This window comes from Aquitalea sp. LB_tupeE (assembly GCF_013391415.1).
Classification (GTDB): Bacteria; Pseudomonadota; Gammaproteobacteria; order Burkholderiales; family Chromobacteriaceae; genus Aquitalea.
On sequence record NZ_JACAXB010000017.1, the window covers coordinates 111794 to 133500 of the forward strand.

19 protein-coding genes are annotated in these 21707 nt (G+C 59.9%); all 19 read left to right on the top strand.

Annotated features, from left to right (window positions below; translation table 11 throughout):
• Nucleotides 1-47: 47 nt before the first annotated feature.
• The 19 genes from HWX34_RS08695 to HWX34_RS08785 all read left to right on the top strand — a co-directional run bounded on the left by HWX34_RS08695 (nucleotide 48) and on the right by HWX34_RS08785 (nucleotide 21656).
• A complete protein-coding gene (locus HWX34_RS08695) occupies nucleotides 48-812 on the top strand; it encodes a flagellar brake protein (protein ID WP_231588817.1) in 765 nt (254 codons plus the stop codon).
• 40 nt (nucleotides 813-852) lie between these two features.
• A complete protein-coding gene (gene hisG / locus HWX34_RS08700) occupies nucleotides 853-1494 on the top strand; it encodes an ATP phosphoribosyltransferase (protein ID WP_089082604.1) in 642 nt (213 codons plus the stop codon).
• Between the two features lie 17 nt (nucleotides 1495-1511).
• The gene (gene hisD / locus HWX34_RS08705; RefSeq protein ID WP_178971875.1) at nucleotides 1512-2804 is read left to right on the top strand and encodes a histidinol dehydrogenase; all 1293 of its coding nucleotides are present in this window, start codon (nucleotides 1512-1514) and stop codon (nucleotides 2802-2804) included.
• A 243-nt stretch (nucleotides 2805-3047) separates the two neighbouring features.
• The gene (gene hisC, locus HWX34_RS08710; RefSeq protein WP_178971876.1) at nucleotides 3048-4118 is read left to right on the top strand and encodes a histidinol-phosphate transaminase; all 1071 of its coding nucleotides are present in this window, start codon (nucleotides 3048-3050) and stop codon (nucleotides 4116-4118) included.
• A 4-nt stretch (nucleotides 4119-4122) separates the two neighbouring features.
• Nucleotides 4123-4716 carry an imidazoleglycerol-phosphate dehydratase HisB gene (hisB, locus tag HWX34_RS08715; RefSeq protein ID WP_178971877.1) on the top strand — a complete coding sequence of 198 codons (594 nt, stop codon included), beginning with the start codon at nucleotides 4123-4125 and terminating at the stop codon, nucleotides 4714-4716.
• A gap of 37 nt (nucleotides 4717-4753) precedes the next feature.
• Nucleotides 4754-5395, top strand: coding sequence for an imidazole glycerol phosphate synthase subunit HisH (gene hisH / locus HWX34_RS08720; RefSeq protein WP_178972016.1), 642 nt, complete (start codon nucleotides 4754-4756; stop codon nucleotides 5393-5395).
• 19 nt (nucleotides 5396-5414) lie between these two features.
• The gene (gene hisA, locus HWX34_RS08725; protein ID WP_178971878.1) at nucleotides 5415-6158 is read left to right on the top strand and encodes a 1-(5-phosphoribosyl)-5-[(5-phosphoribosylamino)methylideneamino]imidazole-4-carboxamide isomerase; all 744 of its coding nucleotides are present in this window, start codon (nucleotides 5415-5417) and stop codon (nucleotides 6156-6158) included.
• Between the two features lie 61 nt (nucleotides 6159-6219).
• Nucleotides 6220-6987 (top strand): imidazole glycerol phosphate synthase subunit HisF, encoded by a 768-nt coding sequence (gene hisF / locus HWX34_RS08730; RefSeq protein ID WP_045845852.1) that lies wholly within the window; start codon nucleotides 6220-6222, stop codon nucleotides 6985-6987.
• Complete coding sequence (hisI, locus tag HWX34_RS08735) at nucleotides 6984-7376, top strand: phosphoribosyl-AMP cyclohydrolase (protein WP_178971879.1); 393 nt, start codon at nucleotides 6984-6986, stop codon at nucleotides 7374-7376. Before hisF ends, hisI begins: the two co-directional genes overlap by 4 nt.
• A 125-nt stretch (nucleotides 7377-7501) precedes the next feature.
• Entirely contained in the window at nucleotides 7502-7822 is a 321-nt protein-coding gene (locus tag HWX34_RS08740; protein WP_082086335.1) for a phosphoribosyl-ATP diphosphatase, read from the top strand.
• A 20-nt stretch (nucleotides 7823-7842) separates the two neighbouring features.
• Complete coding sequence (locus tag HWX34_RS08745) at nucleotides 7843-8166, top strand: histidine triad nucleotide-binding protein (RefSeq protein ID WP_178971880.1); 324 nt, start codon at nucleotides 7843-7845, stop codon at nucleotides 8164-8166.
• A 59-nt stretch (nucleotides 8167-8225) separates the two neighbouring features.
• Nucleotides 8226-8429: a Sec-independent protein translocase subunit TatA gene (gene tatA / locus HWX34_RS08750; protein WP_045845762.1), complete on the top strand. Its 204-nt coding sequence runs from the start codon at nucleotides 8226-8228 to the stop codon at nucleotides 8427-8429.
• A 15-nt stretch (nucleotides 8430-8444) separates the two neighbouring features.
• The gene (gene tatB, locus HWX34_RS08755) at nucleotides 8445-8951 is read left to right on the top strand and encodes a Sec-independent protein translocase protein TatB (protein WP_178971881.1); all 507 of its coding nucleotides are present in this window, start codon (nucleotides 8445-8447) and stop codon (nucleotides 8949-8951) included.
• Nucleotides 8948-9691 carry a twin-arginine translocase subunit TatC gene (tatC, locus tag HWX34_RS08760; RefSeq protein WP_045845760.1) on the top strand — a complete coding sequence of 248 codons (744 nt, stop codon included), beginning with the start codon at nucleotides 8948-8950 and terminating at the stop codon, nucleotides 9689-9691. The genes tatB and tatC overlap by 4 nt, the downstream gene beginning before the upstream one ends.
• Nucleotides 9688-10035, top strand: coding sequence for a DUF2069 domain-containing protein (locus HWX34_RS08765; protein ID WP_045845759.1), 348 nt, complete (start codon nucleotides 9688-9690; stop codon nucleotides 10033-10035). The genes tatC and HWX34_RS08765 overlap by 4 nt, the downstream gene beginning before the upstream one ends.
• Nucleotides 10036-10267: 232 nt before the next feature.
• The gene (locus HWX34_RS08770; RefSeq protein WP_178971882.1) at nucleotides 10268-12436 is read left to right on the top strand and encodes a type I secretion system permease/ATPase; all 2169 of its coding nucleotides are present in this window, start codon (nucleotides 10268-10270) and stop codon (nucleotides 12434-12436) included.
• Nucleotides 12436-13845 carry an HlyD family type I secretion periplasmic adaptor subunit gene (locus HWX34_RS08775; RefSeq protein ID WP_178971883.1) on the top strand — a complete coding sequence of 470 codons (1410 nt, stop codon included), beginning with the start codon at nucleotides 12436-12438 and terminating at the stop codon, nucleotides 13843-13845. The genes HWX34_RS08770 and HWX34_RS08775 overlap by 1 nt, the downstream gene beginning before the upstream one ends.
• Nucleotides 13842-14450 (top strand): response regulator transcription factor, encoded by a 609-nt coding sequence (locus tag HWX34_RS08780; protein WP_178971884.1) that lies wholly within the window; start codon nucleotides 13842-13844, stop codon nucleotides 14448-14450. Before HWX34_RS08775 ends, HWX34_RS08780 begins: the two co-directional genes overlap by 4 nt.
• A 174-nt stretch (nucleotides 14451-14624) precedes the next feature.
• Nucleotides 14625-21656: a retention module-containing protein gene (locus tag HWX34_RS08785; RefSeq protein ID WP_178971885.1), complete on the top strand. Its 7032-nt coding sequence runs from the start codon at nucleotides 14625-14627 to the stop codon at nucleotides 21654-21656.
• Nucleotides 21657-21707: the final 51 nt, after the last annotated feature.

Sequence of the window (21707 nt, forward strand, 5' to 3'; positions counted from 1 at the left end):
AATTCAGCCATTGATTCAACTTTAAATCGCGGAAAGAAGCATTCATCTTGAGCCAAGACAATACCGCCGGCATGCCGCATGGCGACCACGCCCAACCCGATCTGTCCAGGTACACACTGGCCACGCCGGTTGAGGTGGTGCACCATCTGGCCTCCATTGCCAAGTCGGGTCATATGGTCACGGTGTTTTCCAACAAGGGCAAAACCTTCATCCTCACCCGCTTTCTGGAGGTGGACGCCAAGCGCGGCGTGCTGCTGCTGGACTGGGGCGCGGACCCGGTCACCAACGATCAGCTGCTGGCCAGCGAGCGCAATGTGTTTGTCTGCTCGCCCGAGGGGGTGAAAACCCAGTTTGTCACCACGGCGGCCCGCAAGGTGATGCTTGATAGCGGCCCGGCCTTCGAGGTGGACCTGCCCGAGCAGGTTATCAAATTGCAGCGGCGCGAATTTTTCCGCATCCAGACGCCGGTGAGCAATCCGGTCAGCTGCCATATTGCCGATTACCCCAACCGCCCGCTGGACCTGGTGCTGTTCGATATCAGCCTGGGTGGCTGCAGCCTGTGGTTGCCCGCGGCGCAAACGCCGGGTTTCGAGCTGGGACAGCAATATCTGGATTGCAGTTTTGAACTTAGGCCGATTGGCAGCCTGCGGGCTGGCATCGAAGTGCGACACCACCTGACCACCCGTTTGCGTAATGGCAACGACGCAGTGCGTGTCGGCTGTGCTTTCCTGAAAATGACCCCGTCGTCGGAAACGCTGGTGCAGCGCTATGTCGGCCATCTGGAACGCGAACGCCGCGCGCTGGTTGGCTGATGGTCATCCCATTTTTCATTTCCATTGTCTGTTTATCATCATGACCCTGACCATTGCCCTGTCCAAGGGGCGCATCTTTGAAGAAACCCTGCCCCTGCTGGCCGCTGCCGGTATTGTTCCGGCGGAAGATCCGGAATCCTCGCGCAAGCTCATCATCGGCACCAATCACGCCGATGTGCGGCTGGTGATTGTAAGAGCGTCGGACGTCCCCACTTATGTTCAGTACGGTGCTGCCGACCTGGGCATTGCCGGGCGCGATGTGCTGATCGAACACGGTGGCGATGGCCTGTATCAGCCGCTGGACCTGAACATTGCCAAGTGCAAGATGATGGTGGCGGTGGAAAACGGTTTTGATTACCAGAATGCCGTGCGCCAGGGGGCCCGCCTGAAAGTGGCTACCAAGTACCCGAAAATCGCCCGTGAACACTTTGCTGCCAAGGGTGTGCACGTGGACATCATCAAGCTGTACGGCTCGATGGAACTGGCTCCGCTGGTGGGGCTGGCCGATGCCATCGTCGACCTGGTGTCCACCGGCGGTACGCTGCGTGCCAACAATCTGGTGGCCGTGGAACACATCATCGACATCAGCTCGCGCCTGGTGGTGAACCAGGCCGCGCTCAAGCTCAAATACGACCGCATCCAGCCGGTGCTGGATGCCTTTGCCTCGGCCGTGCCGGCATAAGGCAGAAACGGAATCCCATGCTGAAACTGTCTTCGACCCAAGCTGATTTCCAGCAGCAACTGCAAGCACTGCTGGCCTTTGAAACCGCGCAGGATCCGGCGGTAGACAGCGCCGTGGCCGCCATTTGTGATGACGTCAAGGCGCGTGGTGATGCTGCGGTACTGGAATACACCAATCGCTTCGACCGCATGCAGGCTGCCTCCATGGCCGAGCTCACCCTGTCGCGTGAGCAGCTGGAAGCCGCCTGGTTGCGTCTGCCTGCCGAAGTGCAACAGGCGCTGAGCGCTGCTGCCGAGCGGGTACGCCGCTACCACGAAAAACAGCTGGCCCATTCCTGGAGCTACGAAGACGAAGACGGCACCCTGCTGGGCCAGCAAGTCACCGCGCTGGACCGCGTGGGTATCTACGTGCCCGGTGGCAAGGCGGCGTATCCCAGCTCGGTGCTGATGAACGCCATGCCGGCCAAGGTGGCCGGTGTGGGCGAAATCATCATGGTGGTGCCCACCCCGCAAGGCGAGCGCAACGATCTGGTGCTGGCTGCCGCTTTCATTGCCGGTGTGGACAAGGTATTCACCTGTGGTGGTGCCCAGGCCGTGGCTGCGCTGGCTTATGGAACGGAAACCATCCCGCAAGTGGACAAGATTACCGGGCCGGGCAATGCCTATGTGGCGGCAGCCAAGCGCCGCGTGTTCGGCGTGGTGGGCATCGACATGGTGGCCGGTCCGTCCGAGATTCTGGTGATTTGCGATGGCAACACCCCGGCCGACTGGATTGCCATGGACCTGTTCAGCCAGGCCGAGCACGACGAAATCGCCCAGGCCATCCTGCTGTGCCCGTCAGCGGAATACATTGCCCAGGTGGAAGCCAGCATTGAAAAACTGCTGCCGACCATGCCGCGCCGCGCCATCATCGAAGCCAGCCTGGGCAACCGTGGTGCGCTGATCCAGGTGCGCGACCTGGCCGAAGCCTGCGAGATTGCCAACTACATCGCCCCGGAACATCTGGAACTGTCGGTGGCCGATCCGGACGCCAGCCTGCCGCTGCTGCGTCATGCCGGTGCCATCTTCATGGGCCGTTTCACCTCTGAAAGCCTGGGCGACTACTGTGCCGGCCCCAACCACGTGCTGCCCACCAGCCGCACCGCACGTTTCGCCAGCCCACTGGGCGTGTACGACTTCCAGAAACGCTCCAGCCTGATTCGCGTGTCTGCCGCCGGCGCGCAGAAGCTGGGCAAGATCGCCAGCGTGCTGGCGCACGGCGAAGGCCTGACCGCCCACGCGCGTGCGGCCGAGCTGCGTCTGGAATCCTGAGCAGTATTGCCGCGCGTGAAGACATGGCCGGGCATTGACCGGCCATGCTTTTGTCTGGTAGTGCCGCTGTCGTTTTCGCGCCCGGTACGGCTGCTGGCGTACTGGTCCGGCTAGCCCAAAACGGCCGAACACGGTAGGATAGCCAGCCTGTGCGTTGTTCAGACAGCGCCCCTTGTATACCTGAAACAGCTACACCAGAAACAGCCGGTCGGTTGTGATGACAACCGACTCAGCTCCATCATCATGACATTGACTGCCAAGCAACTGGTCCGTCCGGAAATTGCCGGAATCAAGGCCTACCACGTGGCTGATGCCAGCGGCCTGATCAAGCTGGACGCCATGGAAAACCCCTACGCGCTGCCAGCTGCATTGCGTGCCGAACTGGGACAGTGCCTGGCCGACGTCGCCATCAACCGTTATCCCGATCCGCATGGCGGCGGGTTGAAGGACGAACTGAAAGCCGCGTTTGACATACCGGCAGCCGCCAGTGTGCTGCTGGGAAATGGTTCGGACGAAATCATCACCCTGATTGCCCAGGCGCTGGCGCGTCCCGGTGCGGTGATGCTGGCGCTGGAACCGTCCTTCGTCATGTACCGCATGAATGCGCTGTTCTCCGGCCTGCAGTATGTCGGTGTGCCATTGAATGCCGATTTCAGCCTGAACCTGCCGGCTTTGCTGGAGGCCATTGCAGAGCATCAACCGGCGGTGGTGTTCCTGTCCTATCCCAATAATCCCACTGGCCCGCAGTTTAGCCGCGAGCAGGTTCTGGCCGTGCTGGATGCCGCTCCGGGACTGGTGGTGGTGGATGAGGCCTATCAGGCCTTCGCCAGTGACAGCCTGATGAACCTGGCCGGAAGCCGGGCCAATCTTCTGGTGATGCGCACCCTCTCCAAGCTGGGTCTGGCTGGTCTGCGGCTGGGCTATGCTGCAGGCTGTGCCGAATGGATAGACGAACTGGACAAGGTACGCCCGCCCTACAACATCAATGTACTGACCCAGGCGGCCGCCCGTTTTGCCCTGCGTCATCTGGCTGTGTTCATGCAGCAGGCACAAACCCTGCGCGACGAGCGCCAGCGTCTGTTGCAGGCCTTGCGTCAGTACCGCGCGCTGACCGCGTTTGATTCACAGGCCAATTTTGTCACCATCCGCGTACCGGATGCCGCAGAACTGTTTGCCTTCCTGAAGAAAAATGGCATCCTGATCAAGACCTTGCATGGCAGCCACCCGCTGCTGGACCAATGCCTGCGCATTACCGTGGGCAGCCCGGATGAAAACACGGCCGTGCTTGCCGCACTGGCCGACTACTTTGCCTGAAATCATGAGAACAGCCTCCGTTACCCGTAATACCCTGGAAACCCAGATCACCGTCACCCTGAATCTGGATGGCACTGGTCGCAGCCATTTCGATACCGGCGTGCCTTTTCTCGACCACATGATGGACCAGATTGCACGTCACGGCCTGATCGACCTGGATATCGTGGCCAAGGGCGATTTGCATATCGACGCCCACCACACGGTGGAGGACATCGGCATCACCCTGGGCCAGGCTTTTGCCAAGGCCATTGGCGACAAGAAGGGCATTCGCCGCTATGGCCATGCCTACGTGCCGCTGGACGAAGCGCTCAGCCGCGTGGTGATCGACCTCTCCGGCCGCCCCGGTCTGGTGTACAACGTGGACTACACCCGCGCCAGCATCGGCCAGTTCGATGTCGACCTGTTCTCCGAATTTTTCCATGGCTTCGTCAACCACAGCATGGTGACCCTGCATATCGACAATCTGCGCGGGGTAAACAGCCACCATCAGGCCGAAACCATCTTCAAGGCCTTCGGCCGCGCGCTGCGCATGGCCTGTGAAGTGGACGAACGCATGGGCGGTGCCACGCCTTCCACCAAGGGTACGCTGACGGCCTGAGCCGCAGCCCACCTTCACCCGAACAGTTAGGGGCATGATGAAAGTCGCAGTAATCGACTATGGCATGGGCAACCTGCACTCGGTGCTCAAGTCCATCCAGGCAGTCAACGACCAGGGCGCGGACATTTTCCTCAGCCGCGACCCGGACGCCATCGTCAAGGCAGACAAGGTGGTGTTTCCCGGCCAGGGTGCCATGCCGGACTGCATGCGCGAGCTCAACAGTTACGGCCTGGCCGAAGCCGTACGTGAAACCACGCAGACCAAGCCGTTTTTTGGCATTTGTGTGGGTGCACAGTTGCTTTTCCAGCACAGTGAAGAGGGCGATACCCCCGGACTTGGCTTGTTTCCGGGCAATGTGGTCCGTTTTTCGGCTAACCTGACTGACGCCGCTGGCGAGCGCCTGAAGGTGCCGCACATGGGCTGGAACCGCGTTTACCAGACAACATCCCATCCGCTGTTTGCCGGGATAGAAGATGGTGAGCGTTTCTATTTTGTCCACAGTTACCATTTCGCCCCGGCTGATGCAGCGCTGACGCTGGCGGAAAGTGAGTACCCGGACAGATTTTCCTGTATCGTCGGGCGTGGCAATATCTTTGCGACGCAGTTTCATACCGAAAAGAGCCACCGTGCCGGTCTTCAGATGATGAAGAACTTCCTGGCATGGGACGGCAGTGTTTAACTTACGTTGATCTAGCACCATGCTGCTTATACCCGCTATCGACCTCAAAGATGGTCAATGCGTACGCCTGAAACAAGGCGTTATGGACGATGCCACCGTCTTTTCCGATGACCCGGTCCAGGTGGCCGCTCACTGGCGAGACCAGGGCGCCCGCCGCCTGCATCTGGTGGACCTGAACGGTGCCTTTGCCGGCAAACCCAAGAACCTGAATGTCATCCGCTCCATCCTGCAGGAAGTGGGCAACGACATGCCGGTTCAACTGGGTGGCGGCATCCGCGACCTGGATACCATCGAAAAATACCTCGACATGGGCCTGTCCTACGTCATCATCGGTACCGCGGCGGTGAAGACCCCCGGTTTCCTGCATGATGCCTGCGATGCCTTCCCCGGCCAGGTGATTGTCGGTCTGGATGCCAAAGACGGCATGGTCGCCATTGATGGCTGGGCCAAGATCACCAATCACAATGTGATTGACCTGGCCAAGCGCTTCCAGGACTACGGTGTCAATTCGGTGATTTACACCGACATTGGCCGTGACGGCATGATGAACGGCGTCAATATCGAAGCTACCGTCAAGCTGGCACAGGCACTCACCATCCCGGTCATCGCTTCTGGCGGCCTGACCAATCTGGATGATGTGCGCAATCTGTGCGCCGTGGAAGACGAGGGCATTGAAGGTGCCATCACCGGCCGTGCCATCTACGAAGGCAGCATCGACTTTGCTGCCGCGCAGACGCTGGCCGACGAATTGTCCGAGGCTTGATCCTGCCTGAAACCCCAGTTTGGCCGAAGACGCTTCGGCCAAATTTTTTTGTGTTGCGAACATGACTCTGGCCAAACGCATTATTCCCTGCCTGGACGTGACTGCCGGTCGCGTCGTCAAGGGCGTCAACTTTGTCGGCCTGCGCGATGCCGGTGACCCGGTGGAAATCGCCCGGCGCTACAACGAGCAGGGTGCCGACGAGCTTACCTTTCTGGACATTACCGCCAGCTCGGACGACCGCGACCTGATCCTGCATGTGATCGAATCGGTGGCCGAGCAGGTGTTCATTCCGCTGACCGTGGGTGGTGGCGTGCGCAAGGTGGAAGACATCCGTCGTCTGCTGAACGCCGGTGCCGACAAGGTCAGTATCAATACCGCTGCGGTGACCAATCCCGAACTGGTGCGCGAAGCTGCCGCCAAGTTTGGCAGTCAGTGCATCGTGGTGGCGGTGGATGCCAAAGCCGTCACGCCGGAAAACGACCGCTGGGAAGTGTTTACCCATGGCGGACGTAACCGTACCGGTATTGACGCGGTGGAATGGGCGCAAAAGATGCAGGAATACGGTGCCGGGGAAATCCTGCTCACCAGCATGGACCGCGACGGGACCAAGATCGGCTTCAATCTGCCGCTGACCCGTGCCGTATCCGAAGGGGTGGGCATTCCGGTGATTGCCTCCGGTGGCGTGGGCAATCTGCAGCATCTGGTGGACGGGGTGAAGCTGGGCAAGGCCGATGCCGTGCTGGCTGCCAGCATCTTCCACTTCAGCGAATACACCGTGCGTGAAGCCAAAGAGGCCATGCGTGACGCGGGCATCGAGGTACGGCTATGAGCAACTGGCTGGACGACGTGAAGTGGGACGCCCAGGGCCTGGTCACTGCCATTGCCCAGGACAGCGCCACCGGCCGTGTGCTGATGGTGGCCTGGATGAACCGCGAGAGCCTGCAACTGACGGCCGATACCGGCATTGCCCATTACTGGAGCCGCTCGCGCCAGAAGCTGTGGAAAAAGGGTGAGGAATCCGGCCATCTGCAAACCGTGGACGAATTGCGGCTCGATTGCGATGGGGATGTGATCGTGATGCAAATCCAGCAGGCTGGCGGCATTGCCTGTCACACTGGCCGCGAAAGCTGCTTCTACCGGCGCTTCGAAAATGGCGGCTGGACCATCGTGGACGCCGTACTCAAAGACCCGGACGCCATTTACCAGCACAAGCATTGAGTTGCGCCGTGTCAAACGGCTGCCAGCGGCAGCCGTTACAATGGCAGGCCGCCTTCTGGCGCTAACGGCCGATGTGTGAATCGGCCTATACTTGCCGAATTCCCAGTATGCAAAGGTGAAGTATCATGACCTTCGATGTGCTCAAGACTGTAGCCGACACCCTGGAAGCCCGCCGCGAGGCGAGCCCCCAGTCCTCCTATGTGGCCTCCCTGTTTCACAAGGGTGAAGACGCCATTCTGAAAAAAGTGGCAGAAGAGGCGGCAGAAACCATCATGGCCTCCAAGGACAAGGACAAGCTGCATCTGGTGCGTGAAGTAGCCGACCTGTGGTTCCACTCCATGGTGCTGCTGGCTTATCATGGCCTGCGTCCGGAAGATGTGCTGATGGAACTGCACCGTCGTGAAGGCATTTCCGGCATCGACGAAAAAGCCTCCCGTCCCTCCTGAACACCCGACAGGAACACGCTATGAGCGACTGCATTTTCTGCAAGATTGCCGCAGGGGAGATTCCCTGCAACAAGGTATACGAAGACGACGACGTTCTGGCTTTCCATGACATCCGTCCGCTGGCACCGGTTCATTTCCTGATCATTCCCAAGTTGCACGTGGCTTCACTGGCCGAATGCGGCCCCGAGCACGAAGCCCTGCTGGGTCGCATCATGGGCCTGGTACCGCGTCTGGCTGCCGAGCAGGGACTGGCGGCCGGCTTCAAGACCGGCATCAATACCGGTCATGGTGGCGGCCAGGAAGTGTTCCACCTGCATGTGCATGTATTCGGCCACAAAGGCTGATGGCTTTATCGGCGTGCCTGCTGGCCGGGCGCGCCAAATCATGATGAAAGGAAGTTGCAATGGGTTCTTTCAGTATCTGGCACTGGCTGATTGTGCTGTTGATCGTGGTGCTGGTGTTTGGCACCAAAAAACTGAAAAACGTGGGTGAAGACCTGGGCGGTGCCGTGCGTGGCTTCAAGGAAGGCATGAAGGGCGAAAACGAAAAGGCCGACAAGCCTGCCGAAACCGGTCGCATCATCGACAACGAATCCGACAAGAAATAAGCCACAGGCCGCATCGTGTTCGATATCAGCTTTGGTGAAATTCTCCTGATCGGCATCGTGGCACTGGTGGTGCTGGGGCCGGAGCGCCTGCCCACCGTTGCCCGCACTCTGGGTGCGCTGGTGGCGCGTGCCCAGCGTTTTGTGGCCAGCGTCAAGGCGGACATCCATCAGCAGGCCAATCTGAGCGGGCTGGATGGCTTGCGCAACGACATCCAGGATGCCGCCAGCAGTTTCAAGGCGCAGATGGAAGCGGAAGTGCAGGGCGTGCGGCAGGAAATGGCCGCCCAATCCGCCCAGTTGCAGCAGTTGTCTGCGGAGGCCAAAGCACCGCTGGAAGAGGCGGCCCACACCATTCATGGCGGGCTGGACTTGCAGCCTGCCCCGGCCCCCGCTGTGTCTGCCGTGGTGGAGGAAAAATCCGTGCCGGAAGCCCCGCCGCGCGACGAGAACCAGCTGGACCTGTTTGATGACATGCCGCCAGCGTCTGGCCAGACTTCCACCCCATCCCATCCTCACGCATGAACGAACAACCTCTGCTTGTCCATCTGCTGGAATTGCGCACGCGGTTGGTCCGCGCCATTCTGGGCCTGATGCTGGTGTTTCTCGGCCTGTTCCACTGGTCTGGCGATATCTATCATTTGCTGGCCAAACCCTTGCTGGACGCGCTGCCCAATGGCGGCAGCATGATTGCCACCGAGGTGACGGCCACCTTCTTTGTGCCGATGAAGCTCACCATGCTGGTGGCCTTCCTCATCTCCTTGCCCAATACCCTGTACCAGGTGTGGGCCTTTGTTGCGCCGGGGCTGTACAGCCACGAGAAAAAGCTGATCCTGCCCTTGGTGGTGGCCAGTGTGCTGCTGTTCTTGCTGGGGATGGCGTTTGCCTATTTCCTGGTATTCCCGGTGGCATTCCATTTCTTTTCGATGATGACACCCAGCGGGGTGAGCATGATGACCGATATCGACAAGTACTTGTCGTTTGTCATGGGCATGTTCATCGCTTTTGGCGTTACCTTTGAAGTACCCATCATCGTGATCGTGCTGGTGCGCATGGGGGTGATTTCCATTGCGCAGCTGCGTGAAGCGCGGCCTTATGTGATTGTCGGTGCTTTCGTGGTGGCCGCGGTGGTGACGCCGCCGGACGTGTTGTCGCAAACCATGCTGGCCGTACCGCTGTGGTTGCTGTACGAAGTGGGCATCATCATGGCGGTATTCATGGCGCGCCCTGGTCGTGCCGTGAGCGTTGGAAGTCAGGAAAAATGAACCGAAAACTGTTTCACTATGGCGCTGCTGCCAGTCTGGTCGCCCTGATTCTGCTGACCCTGGCCTGGGAGCTGTGGCTGGCCCCGGTTCGGCCGGGTGGCTCTTTCCTTGCGCTCAAGGCGGTGATTTTGCTGGCTCCTCTGATGGGCATTCTCAAGGAGCGGCTGTATACCTACCAGTGGTCCAGCATGTTCATTCTGGCTTTCTTTACCGAGGGCATCATGCGCAGCTGGGGGGATAGCGGCCTGTCGCAAACCCTGGCCTTGTGGGAAGTGGCAATCAGCGTGGTGTTCTTTGGCTGCGTGCTGGGTTTTGCCCGTACTTTCAAGCGCAAACCGGCCTGAATTGTCATCCAGGAGGCTGCCGAACAAAACCTGCCATTGGCAGGTTTTGTTTTTTCTTTGCCAATCCCAAGCAAACGCGCAAAATCCAGCGAATATTTTGCTTGTATTTTAAAGTAAAGATTTTAACTAATCTTAACATCTTGTCGCCTTTGAAGCTTCGATTAGAATATCGTCATTAATGAAGAGTCGAGTATTTCAGACTCATCACATTCAAGCTTCTGAAGGGTCGCGCATGCACTCTCCGTCCTCTGTCGGACAACATGGTTTCATTCCTCCGCAGGCTACACATCTGGACCCCTTGCTGGATTGTCTTTTTGCCCTGGCGCGTTCGTATGGCATCAATGCCACCCGCGAATCGCTGGTGGCAGGCATTCCACTCACCAATAACCGTTTGAATCCGTCCATGTTTTCACGGTCGGCGCGGCGTATCGGCCTGACCTCCCGCGTGGTGCGCCAACCGCTGGACAAGTTGCGCGATGCACTGCTGCCCGCCGTGTTACTGCTGCATGGTGAGGAGGCCTGCATTTTGCGCGCCATCGACCCGGAAAGCGGCATGGCGCGGGTGAGTTTTTCCGAACTGACCGAATCCGAAGTCAGCATTTCGCTGGACGAGCTGGCTGACAAATACCTGGGGCTGGCCATTTTTGTCCGCCCCCGCTTCAATTTTGAACGCCGTGCGCCGGAGCTGGGTGAAATCCGTTCGCGTCACTGGTTCTGGCAAACCGTTTACGGCGGCCTGCCGCTGTATCGCGACGCCATGATTGCAGCCTTGCTGATCAACCTGTTTGCACTGGTGATACCGCTGGTGTCGATGAATGTGTACGACCGGGTGGTGCCTAACATGGCAACGGAGACGCTGTGGGTGCTGGCCATTGGCGGCTTGCTGGCCCTGGTGTTCGACTTTTTGCTGAAGATGACGCGCGCTTATCTGATCGACCTGGCCAGCAAGCGGGTGGATGTGACGCTATCCAGCCTGATCATGGAGCGGGTGCTGGGCATCCGCATGGAAGCACGTCCGGCCTCGGTGGGGGCGTTCTCCTCCAATCTGCGGGCTTTTGAAACGGTGCGCGACTTCATTGCCTCGGCTTCCATCACCGCGCTGATCGACCTGCCGTTCGTGCTGATCTTCCTGCTGGTGATCCTGTGGATTTCCCCGCTCTTGACCGTGCCGGTGCTGGTGGGCGGCTTGCTGATGATCGTGTTTGCCCTGCTCATCCAGGAAAAGATGAAAGAGCTGACCGAGGCCACCTTGCGGGCCTCGGCCCAGCGCAATGCGCAGCTGGTGGAAAACCTGGCGGGGCTGGAAACCATCAAGATCCTGGCCGCCGAAGGCCAGCAACAGGGGCGCTGGGAGCAGGGTACGCTGTTTCTGGCCCAGGTAGGGGCGCGCCTGAAGCTGCTGGCCACCTCGGCCAATACCTTTGCCGGTTTTGTCACCCAGCTGGTATCCATCGTGATGCTGGTGCTGGGGGTGTACCAGATCATGGATGGCAATACCTCGCAGGGCGGGGTGATTGCTGCGGTAATGTTGTCCGGCCGTGCCATGGCACCGCTAGGTCAGCTGGTGGGCTTGCTCACCCAGTATCACAACGCCAAGACTTCGCTGTCCTCGCTGGACGGTTTCATGAACATGCCGGTGGAGCGGCCGCAGGATGCCAACTTCTTCCACCGCACCAGCTTCCAGGGCGAAATCGAGTTCCGCAATGTCTCGTTCAGCTATCCGGATAATCCGCAGCAGGCGCTGCGCAATGTCTCGTTCAAGATCAATGCCGGTGAGCGGGTGGCCATCATCGGCCGCGTGGGTTCTGGCAAGTCCACACTGCAAAAGCTGATTCTGGGCCTGTTCCAGCCCACCGAGGGTTCGGTGCGGGTCGACGGCATCGACATCAATCAGGTGGACCCGGCCGAGCTGCGCCGTCATATCGGCTATGTGCCGCAGGATGCGGTGCTGTTCTACGGCACGCTGCGCCAGAACATCGCCATGGGCTCGCCACATGCTTACGACGCCAGTGTGGCAGCAGCGGCCGAACTGGCCGGATTGTCCGACTTCATCAACGGTCATCCGCAAGGCTTTGACATGGTGATTGGCGAGCGGGGTGATTCCTTGTCCGGCGGCCAGCGCAAGGCCGTCACCATTGCCCGTGCGCTGCTCAATGCACCCCCCATCCTGCTGATGGACGAACCCACCAGTAATATGGACCACACCACCGAAGGCCAGATCAAGCAAACCCTCGCCAAGGTGATGGCGGGCAAGACCATGATCATGGTGACCCATCACAATGCCCTGCTGGATCTGGCCGACCGCCTGATCGTGATCGACAACGGTGCCATTGTGGCTGACGGACCCAAGGCCGCCGTGATTCAGGCCTTGCAACAAGGCCAGGTGGGGAGGGCAGGCTGATGAAAAAAACATGGAAACAACGCCTGCAAGGCTGGATTCGTGGCGGACAGGGACGCACCTCGCCGTACTGGGACAAGCTGATGGATTGGGCGGCGGCCCGCGATTTGCAGGACCGCCAGGATTTTGCCACCGACGGTGACTGGGCCATCCTGGAACAGAATCCGGGCCGGCCGCGTGTGTTTGTCTGGAGCATGCTGGCCTTGCTGGTGGTGGCACTGCTGTGGGCTGCCCTGTCGCAGATTGACGAAGTGGCACGTGGTGAAGGCAAGGTGGTACCGGTATCGCAAAACCAGCATATCCAGAGCCTGGATGGTGGCGTGGTGTCGAAGATTCTGGTCAAGGAAGGCCAGATCGTGCAAAAAGGCCAGCTGCTGCTGAATATCGACAACACCCGCTTTGTCTCTTCGCTGAACGAGAACCAGGCCCAGTATCTGTCCTTGCTGGCCAAGGCTGCACGCCTGCGTGCCATTGCCAATAATGTGCCGTTCGAATTGCCCAAGGAAGTGGAGCAGCAGGCGGCCGATATTGCCCGGCAGGAAACCGACCTCTACCAGACCAAGCGCCGCGAGCTGGATGCCAACGTATCCATTGCCCGGCAAGAGCTGACCCAGCGCTCGCAAGAGCTGAACGAAGTGCGCGCCAAGCTGGCCCAGGCCCAGCAAGGTTACCAGCTGACCCAGCGCGAACTGGCGGTCACCAAACCGTTGAAAGAATCCGGTGCGGTATCGGATGTCGACCTGTTGCGCTTGCAGCGTGATGTATCGCGCTATCAGGGTGATCGCGATATGGCCAGTGCGCAGATTCCCAAACTGCAAGCCGCCATCAGCGAAGCCAACCACAAGATCCAGGAAGTAGAGCTGAACTTCCGCAATCAGGCCAGCGCGGAACTGACCGAGACCATGGGCAAGATCAACAGCCTGTCTGCCGGTAGTTCTGGCCTGGCCGACAAGGTGAAGTTGTCCGAGGTGCGCTCGCCGGTCAAGGGCGAGGTCAAGCGCCTGTTCGTCAACACCATTGGCGGCGTGGTACAGCCGGGCAAGGACATCCTGGAAATCGTGCCGCTGGAAGATTCGCTGATGATCGAAACCCGCGTGTCGCCGCGTGACATCGCCTTCCTGCGCCCCGGTCAGCGCGCCATGGTGCGTTTTACCGCCTACGACTACACCGTCTATGGCGGCATGGAAGGCAGCCTGCAGGAAATTGGTGCCGATACCGTGACCGACGACAAGGGCAATGCCTTCTATATCGTCAAAGTGCGCACCAGCCAGGGCGCATTGGGTGAGAAACACCTGCCCATCATTCCCGGCATGGTGGCGCAAGTGGACATCATGACGGGCAAGAAGAGCATTCTTTCCTATCTGTTGAAACCGGTGTTGCGTGCCAAGGCAGAGGCCTTTACCGAACGATGAACGCTCCCGTCATTCTGATTACCGCCAGCGCGGCCCTGGCCGACGGCTGGGCCGATAGCCTGGGGCTGCAAGACGCCCTGCGGTTGCCGGACCTGGCTGCGCTCAACCGGGCAAATGTGGTGGCTGACAGCCTGGTGTTGCTGGACCTGGCGGCCGCAGCTCCGCGCGAGCAGGACATGCAACAGGCTTGCCAGCACTGCCGGGTATTGGCGCTATCCTCCCTGCCTAGCGACGAAGAAGGCATGCAATGGTTGCAATACGGTGCCGCGGCCTATGCCCACGCCATGAGTACCCCTGACTTGCTGCAACAGGTATTTGATACGGTGCAGTCCGGCGGCACCTGGGTGGGGCGCAGCATCATGCAGCAGCTGTGTGCCCGCTTTGGTCGCCAGTTACCGGCCAAGACCGAAACCGACTGGCGCAGCCGCCTGTCGGCGCGTGAGCAGGACGTGGTGGAAGCACTGCGGGAAGGCCGCGCCAACAAGGATATTGCCCGCCAGCTGGATATTTCCGAACGCACGGTGAAGGCGCATCTCACCTCGGTATTCCAGAAGTTCGGGGTGGAGGATCGCCTGCAACTGCTGCTGAAACTGACCGGCCGCTAGTGCAGCTCCGGCCTTGCCCATCAAGCCGCTCCATCAGCCGATGCAGCGGCTTTGTTGTTTTCTGAGTTAACAATTTCTGAAAATAATCAGGATTTTGCCCTTCAGTACAATGTATTTTTTTGTCATGGCTGACTAAGCTGGCCGAATTGCATATTGCGTTTTCAGGAGTCAGACATGAGCACCACTGCTGTCCAAGGTCAGGTTGTTGCCGTCAACGGCGTTGCCAAAGCGATTGATGCCCAAGGGCATGAACGTATCCTCAAGGCCGGCGACATCATCCAGCCGGGTGAGCGCGTGGTGCTGCTGGACGGTGCCACCCTGTCGGTGGCCCGTGCCGACGGTGAGCTGCTGAATGTGGATGGCCCGCGCGAAATGGCGCTGACCCCCGAAACCATGCAGCCGCAAACCACGGACAAGACCGAAGCTGCCGTGGCCAAACTGGCACCGGAAGCACAGCAAGTGCTGGCAGCCCTGGAAAACGGTCAGGACCCCTTGGCTCAGCTTGATTCTGCAGCGGCCGGCCTGAATGGCGCTGGTGGTGCAGACGAAGGCAGCCACGGCTTTGTCCGCCTGATGCGGGTGAGTGAATCCCTGGGCGGAGCGCTGGGTGAGGGTGCCGGTGCTGCCGCCTTCAATCTGCAGTCGGTACAAGCCGACACCACCAGCAATACCCCGGCACCGGTCAGTGTGAGCATTGACAATATCAGTGCCACCAATGACGCCACCCCCACCATTCACGGCACCGGTATTCCGGGCCTCACAGTCATCGTTACCAATACCTCCGGAACGGTGATTGGCAGTGCCGTGGTGGGCAGCGATGGCAACTGGACCATCACCCCCACCTCGCCGCTGCCGGATGGCACCGACACGCTGATTGCCACCAGTACCAATACCGCTGGTGTCACCGCTACCGCTACGGGCACCGCCATCATCGATACCACACCGCCGGCCACGCCGACGGTGACGATTACCGAACATAACGACCCCAATGGTGTCATCAGTACACCGGACCTGGTCAACGGCAAGGTGGAAGCCACCGTCAAGCTGGATGCCGCCGACCTGGCCAAGAACGGCAGCGCCACCATCGTGGTCAACGATGGCGGCCATACCGCCACGCTGGTGGTGCACGCCGATGGCAGCGTCACCGGTACCGACAGCACGGTTGCCGCCAGCTACAAAAACGGCACGGTCACGCTCAGCATGACCACGCCGGCCGATGGCGAGTCGGTCCGCATCAGCGCAACCCAGACTGATGCCGTGGGCAACAAGTCCGGCCAGGGCAGTGATAGCGGCACCTTGCATACTGAAGGCCCGGCTGCGCCGTCGGTGACCATCCAGTCGGATAGCAACAATGACGGCATCCTCAACGTTGCCGAAACCAAGGGCCATACCACGGTGGATGCCGTGGTGCAGCTGTCCGACATGGTGATTCAGGCCGGTGGCAGTGCCACGGTGACCATTGTGGACAACGGCGTGACCAGTACCCTGACCAGTACCCTGACCGTGGACAAGAACGGTGTGGTGAGCAGCAGCAATCCGGATATCGGTGGCGAATATGTCAATGGCACCCTGCAACTGTACGGTGTGCCGCTGCCGGGGGATGGCAACAGCATCAGCATCAGCGCGGTGCAAGCTGACCAGTATGGCAACACCTCGGCCAGTGCCAGTGACAGCGCGGTAGAAAGACTGGGCGTACCAGCCGCCAGCATTACGGTTGACCCGGTCACCGCCGACAATGTGCTGAACATCAAGGAAGTCAGTGACAGCACCGTGACCATCACCGGCACGGTTGGCGGCGACGTCCAGCTGCACGACAAGGTAACCCTGACGGTAAACGGCAACCCGACGACCGGTGAGGTGATCGACCTTGGCGGTGGCAAGCTGGGCTTCAGCATTGCCGTCAGCAGTGCCGACCTGAAAGCGGACAGTCACATCCTGGCCAGTGTTACCACCAGCAATGACGCAGGCAACAGCACCACCGCCACGGCAGACCACGCCTATGGTCTGGACCTGAATGCCCCCACCATCGCCATTGCCACCACGCTGGCTGGCGATGATGTGATCAATGCTGCCGAGCAAAAGCAAGACCTGACCATCAGCGGCAGCACTACCGGCGTCGAGAACGGCCAGACGGTGGATGTGGTGCTCAATGGCACGCACTACCAGGCCATTGTCAACGGCAACAGCTGGAGCGTGTCGGTGCCGCAGGCCGATGTCGCCAAGCTGGCCGATGGCAAGAGCTACACCATCACCGCCGATGTCAGCGACAAGGCAGGCAATCCGGCACAGGAAGCCAGCCATCATCTGTCGGTCGATACCAGCGCCACCATCACCATCACCAACGATGGCAGCGGCGGTGACCACATCTTCAACCAGAACGAAGCCGGTAAGGTGAACGTGTCGGGTACCACGACCGGCGTGGAGCCGGGTCAGCCGGTGTATGTCACCTTCACTGATGGTGCGCACTCGGTCACCAGCATTGTTTATGTGCAACAGGACGGCAGCTGGAATACTGCCGACCTGACACTGAACCTGAACGCCCTGAAGCAAGGCCAGACCAGTGTGACGGCCAGTGTGACGGACTTGGCAGGTAATAGCGCCAGCGACAGCCTGAGCAAGGAAACGCTGGATACCAAAGCCAGCATCACCATCGTCAATGACGGCAGTGGCAAGGACGGCGTGTTCAACAAGAGCGAAGCCGCCGCAGCCGCCGTCAGCGGCACCACCAGCGACGTGGAAGAGGGGCGGACCGTAACCGTCACTTTCACCGACAGCCAGAACCATACGGTCAGCGTCGATACCACGGTAGGCAAGGACGGCAGCTGGAGCGTACCGGCACAAAGCCTGAGCACGCTGGTGGATGGCGCAGTGACGGTGAAGGCACAAGTCAGCGACCTGGCCGGTAATGTCGCCACCGACAGCCACAGTGACAGCCTGGACACGACGGCTAGCATCAAGATCACCAACGATGGTAGTGGCAGCGACAGCGTATTCAACAAGAGCGAAGCCGCCGCCGCCGCCGTCAGCGGCACCACCAGCGGTGTGGAAGCAGGGCGTACCGTAACCGTCACCTTCACCGACAGCCAGAACCATACGGTCAGCGTTGACACCAAGGTTGGTGCGAACGGTGGCTGGAGCGTACCGGCACAAAGCCTGAGCACGCTGGTGGATGGCGCAGTGACGGTGAAGGCGCAAGTCAGCGATGCAGCCGGCAATACGGCTACCGACAGCCACAAGGACGGTCTTGATACCAAAGCCACCATCACCATCACCAACGATGGCAGCGGCGGCGACCACATCTTCAACCAGAGCGAAGCCGGTAAGGTGAACGTGTCGGGTACCACGACGGGCGTGGAGCCGGATCAGCCGGTGTATGTCACCTTCACTGATGGTGCGCACTCGGTCACCAGCATTGTTTATGTGCAACAGGACGGCAGCTGGAATACCGCCGACCTGACACTGAACCTGAACGCCCTGAAGCAAGGCCAGATCAGTGTGACGGCCAGTGTGACGGACTTGGCAGGTAATAGCGCCAGCGACAGCCTGAGCAAGGAAACGCTGGATACGGTACCGCCGACCCTTGCCATCAGTACGCTGGCCGGTGATGACATCATCAATGCCAAGGAACACACCCAGCCGCTGACCATCAGCGGTACCACCAGTGCCGAAGATGGCCAGAAAGTGGACGTGGTGCTCAACGGTATCCATTACAGCGCGACGGTGAGCGGTGGTAACTGGAGTACCGTGGTATCGGCAGGCGATGTGGCCAAGCTGGCAGACGGCAAGAGCTACACCGTGACCGCCGATGTGCGTGATGCCGCCGGCAATGCCGCGCCGGAAGCCAGCCATGCCATCGCGGTGGACGTTACTGCTCCGGATGCACCCAAGGTCAGCTTTGTTTCCAGCGGTACTTACAGCTACAGCAATTACTTTGGCATTGACGATGCGCATATCAGCACCCCTGCCAGTGGCCAGAATGCACTGACGACCGTACTGGGTGATCTGGTCAACCTGAACCCCACGGCCACTTTCATTGCCCAGTCCATCAACTTCGGTACCAGTACCGGGGCTTGGCAAGACAGCTCGCTGGCCGTTAACAGCAATCTGGGCACATCCGGTGCACTGCAAGATTTCATTACCAACAGCAACGGCAGCACCGGCACCAACCTGCAACTGGCCGGCAACTATGGCACGACTTCGCGCGCCATCGTGGAAACCGGCGGCGTATTCACTGCTGCTACCGGTAACTACACTATTGCCGTTCGTGCGGATGATGGTTACATGCTGATGATTGACGGCAAGGTTGTGGCGCAGGAAGTCAACAACCAGTCCCCGGCAACGGCCTGGTACACGGTTCATCTGGATGCCACGGCGAACAATCAGCACACCATCCAGATGGTGTACTGGGATCAGGGCGGGCTGGCCACGCTGCAAGTCAGCCTGGAACAGAATGGCAACAACATCGTCAACCTGCTGCAACCGGGCAGCACGGTCACCGCACAGGTCACCCTCAACGCCAATGACCAGGCGGTACTGGTGAATGGTGGCTCGGTACACCTTACCGGCAGTGGCAATACCGACCTGACCCTGCATCTGGAAAACGGCAAGCTGGTAGACAGCAGCCACAACAGCTACAGCTACCAGAACGGGGTGATTTCGCTGAGCATGGCTGCCCCGGCAGCTGGTGCCTCCATTTCGCTGGCGGCAACCGTGGCCAACAAGGACGGGAATGTTTCCCCGTCGACATCCGCAAGCTACAGCCAGCCGGGTATCCCCACCGGCCATCTGCAGCATGATGCGGCCAACGATACCGGTAGCAATACCGCAGACAGCATCACGGCAGACAAGACCCCGGTCATTACCGGTACGGCAGATGCTAACAGCCAGATCACGGTTTCCCTGAACGGGCACAACTACACCACTACCGCCGATGGCAGTGGCCACTGGTCGGTCAGCGTGACTGACAGCCTGGGTGACGGTGTGTACATTCCGCTGGTCAAGGCGGTGGACAGCAATGGCGCTACTGCCACCGGCTTTGGCACCGCCTTCGCGGTGGATACCACGGCCACGATCTCCATCAGCAGCGATGGCAGTGGCAGCGGTGGCGTATTCAACAAGAGCGAGGCGGCAAGCGCGGCCGTCAGTGGCACCACCAGCGGCGTGGAAGCAGGCCAGACGGTCACCCTGACGTTTACCGACAGCGCGCATCATGTGCTTACCACCACCACCCAGGTGGGCAGCGATGGCAGCTGGAGCGTACCGGCACAAAGCCTGAGCACGCTGGTGGATGGCGCAGTGACGGTGAAGGCACAAGTCAGCGACCTGGCCGGTAATGTCGCCACCGACAGCCACAGTGACAGCCTGGATACCAAAGCCAGCATTACCATCGTCAATGATGGCAGTGGCAAGGACGGCGTGTTCAACAAGAGCGAAGCCGCCGCCGCCGCCGTCAGCGGCACCACCAGCGGTGTGGAAGCAGGGCGTACCGTAACCGTCACCTTCACCGACAGCCAGAACCATACGGTCAGCGTTGACACCAAGGTTGGTGCGAACGGTGGCTGGAGCGTACCGGCACAAAGCCTGAGCACGCTGGTGGATGGCGCAGTGACGGTGAAGGCGCAAGTCAGCGATGCAGCCGGCAATACGGCTACCGACAGCCACAAGGACGGTCTTGATACCAAAGCCACCATCACCATCACCAACGATGGCAGCGGCGGCGACCACATCTTCAACCAGAGCGAAGCCGGTAAGGTGAACGTGTCGGGTACCACGACGGGCGTGGAGCCGGATCAGCCGGTGTATGTCACCTTCACTGATGGTGCGCACTCGGTCACCAGCATTGTTTATGTGCAACAGGACGGCAGCTGGAATACCGCCGACCTGACACTGAACCTGAACGCCCTGAAGCAAGGCCAGATCAGTGTGACGGCCAGTGTGACGGACTTGGCAGGTAATAGCGCCAGCGACAGCCTGAGCAAGGAAACGCTTGACACCCAGGCACCGTTGGCGGCACAGCTGTCGTCCAGCACCAGTACCGCCGCCATCACCGGCCTGTTCAATACCGGTCTGGATGCCAGCGGCAATGCACAGACAACCGGGGTGGCTGATGCACACTACACGCTGGTGGTCAAACCGGCGGGAGCGCACCTTAATGGCACCACGGTAGTCAGCCAGACCGATGCCCAGAGCAAGTCCTGGGTGACCAATGACTACACCAAGTCGCAGTGGATTGGCGACATGTCTGATAACTATGGCCGCTATACCTACCAGACCACCTTCAAGATTGCATCCGCGGCCGATGTGGCAACGGTGCTGATCAGCTTTGATCTGTCGGCGGATGACAATGTGCACATTCTGGTCAATGGCAAGGATACCGGCCTGTCCTACAACACGCTGTGGACGCAGATCCAGCATGTCGACCTGAGCAACGATAGCGGGGCCGGTAAGCTGTTTGTGGTGGGCGATAACACCCTGACCTTCGAGGTGGACAACTCCGGTGGCGGTGCAACCGGCCTGAAAGTGGACAATATGGTGGCCACTGCCCAGAGTGAGGCGCTGGAACTGAATGTTTCGCTGGCGGGTACCGGTGCGGTCGCCAACGACACGCTCACCATCACTGCGGTGGAAAACGGCGTAACGACCAACACCACCCATGTGCTGACCAGCTCGGACATCAGCCACGGCATTGTCAGCCAGTCGCAGTATCAGCCGGAAGCCCACACGGTATCCACTTATACCGCCACCCTGACCGACAAGGCCGGTAATGTGTCCACCGTGGCGACGGAAACCGTGTTCGGTTCCGGTGATCATGCAGTGAGCGATGGCGTTGGTGTGGATACCTTCAAGTGGACGCTGGCTTCCAATGGCAACAGCAGTGCCCCGGCCACCACCACCATCAGCAACTTCGATCTGGCTGACCATGCCAACGGTGGTTCGGCACTGGACCTGAAAGACCTGCTGCAAGGAGAAAACCACGCCTCTGGCATCGGCAACCTCACCAGCTACCTGCACTTTACCCAGAGCGGCAGCGATACCACCGTGCATGTCAGTGCCTCGGGCAGTTTTGCCAACAGCACTGCCGGCGATACCGTGGACATCGTGCTCAAGGGCGTGTCGCTGGCGGATCTGGGTGGTGGCCTGGGCCATACCTCGGATACGCAAATCATTCAGAACCTGCTGAACCACGGCAAGCTGATCACCGACTAACACGGCTCAGCCAACAAAAAACCGACAGCTAAACACTGTCGGTTTTTTTCA

What these genes read in the sequence shown, in the direction of transcription:
- hisC (WP_178971876.1), top strand. Translation starts at nt 3,048, where the DNA reads ATGACATTGACTGCCAAGCAACTGGTCCGTCCGGAAATTGCCGGAATC.
- hisI (WP_178971879.1), top strand. Translation starts at nt 6,984, where the DNA reads ATGAGCAACTGGCTGGACGACGTGAAGTGGGACGCCCAGGGCCTGGTC.
- HWX34_RS08765 (WP_045845759.1), top strand. Translation starts at nt 9,688, where the DNA reads ATGAACCGAAAACTGTTTCACTATGGCGCTGCTGCCAGTCTGGTCGCC.
- tatA (WP_045845762.1), top strand. Translation starts at nt 8,226, where the DNA reads ATGGGTTCTTTCAGTATCTGGCACTGGCTGATTGTGCTGTTGATCGTG.
- HWX34_RS08745 (WP_178971880.1), top strand. Translation starts at nt 7,843, where the DNA reads ATGAGCGACTGCATTTTCTGCAAGATTGCCGCAGGGGAGATTCCCTGC.
- hisA (WP_178971878.1), top strand. Translation starts at nt 5,415, where the DNA reads ATGCTGCTTATACCCGCTATCGACCTCAAAGATGGTCAATGCGTACGC.
- HWX34_RS08770 (WP_178971882.1), top strand. Translation starts at nt 10,268, where the DNA reads ATGCACTCTCCGTCCTCTGTCGGACAACATGGTTTCATTCCTCCGCAG.
- tatC (WP_045845760.1), top strand. Translation starts at nt 8,948, where the DNA reads ATGAACGAACAACCTCTGCTTGTCCATCTGCTGGAATTGCGCACGCGG.
- hisG (WP_089082604.1), top strand. Translation starts at nt 853, where the DNA reads ATGACCCTGACCATTGCCCTGTCCAAGGGGCGCATCTTTGAAGAAACC.
- HWX34_RS08785 (WP_178971885.1), top strand. Translation starts at nt 14,625, where the DNA reads ATGAGCACCACTGCTGTCCAAGGTCAGGTTGTTGCCGTCAACGGCGTT.
- hisD (WP_178971875.1), top strand. Translation starts at nt 1,512, where the DNA reads ATGCTGAAACTGTCTTCGACCCAAGCTGATTTCCAGCAGCAACTGCAA.
- HWX34_RS08775 (WP_178971883.1), top strand. Translation starts at nt 12,436, where the DNA reads ATGAAAAAAACATGGAAACAACGCCTGCAAGGCTGGATTCGTGGCGGA.
- hisH (WP_178972016.1), top strand. Translation starts at nt 4,754, where the DNA reads ATGAAAGTCGCAGTAATCGACTATGGCATGGGCAACCTGCACTCGGTG.
- hisB (WP_178971877.1), top strand. Translation starts at nt 4,123, where the DNA reads ATGAGAACAGCCTCCGTTACCCGTAATACCCTGGAAACCCAGATCACC.
- HWX34_RS08740 (WP_082086335.1), top strand. Translation starts at nt 7,502, where the DNA reads ATGACCTTCGATGTGCTCAAGACTGTAGCCGACACCCTGGAAGCCCGC.
- hisF (WP_045845852.1), top strand. Translation starts at nt 6,220, where the DNA reads ATGACTCTGGCCAAACGCATTATTCCCTGCCTGGACGTGACTGCCGGT.
- HWX34_RS08780 (WP_178971884.1), top strand. Translation starts at nt 13,842, where the DNA reads ATGAACGCTCCCGTCATTCTGATTACCGCCAGCGCGGCCCTGGCCGAC.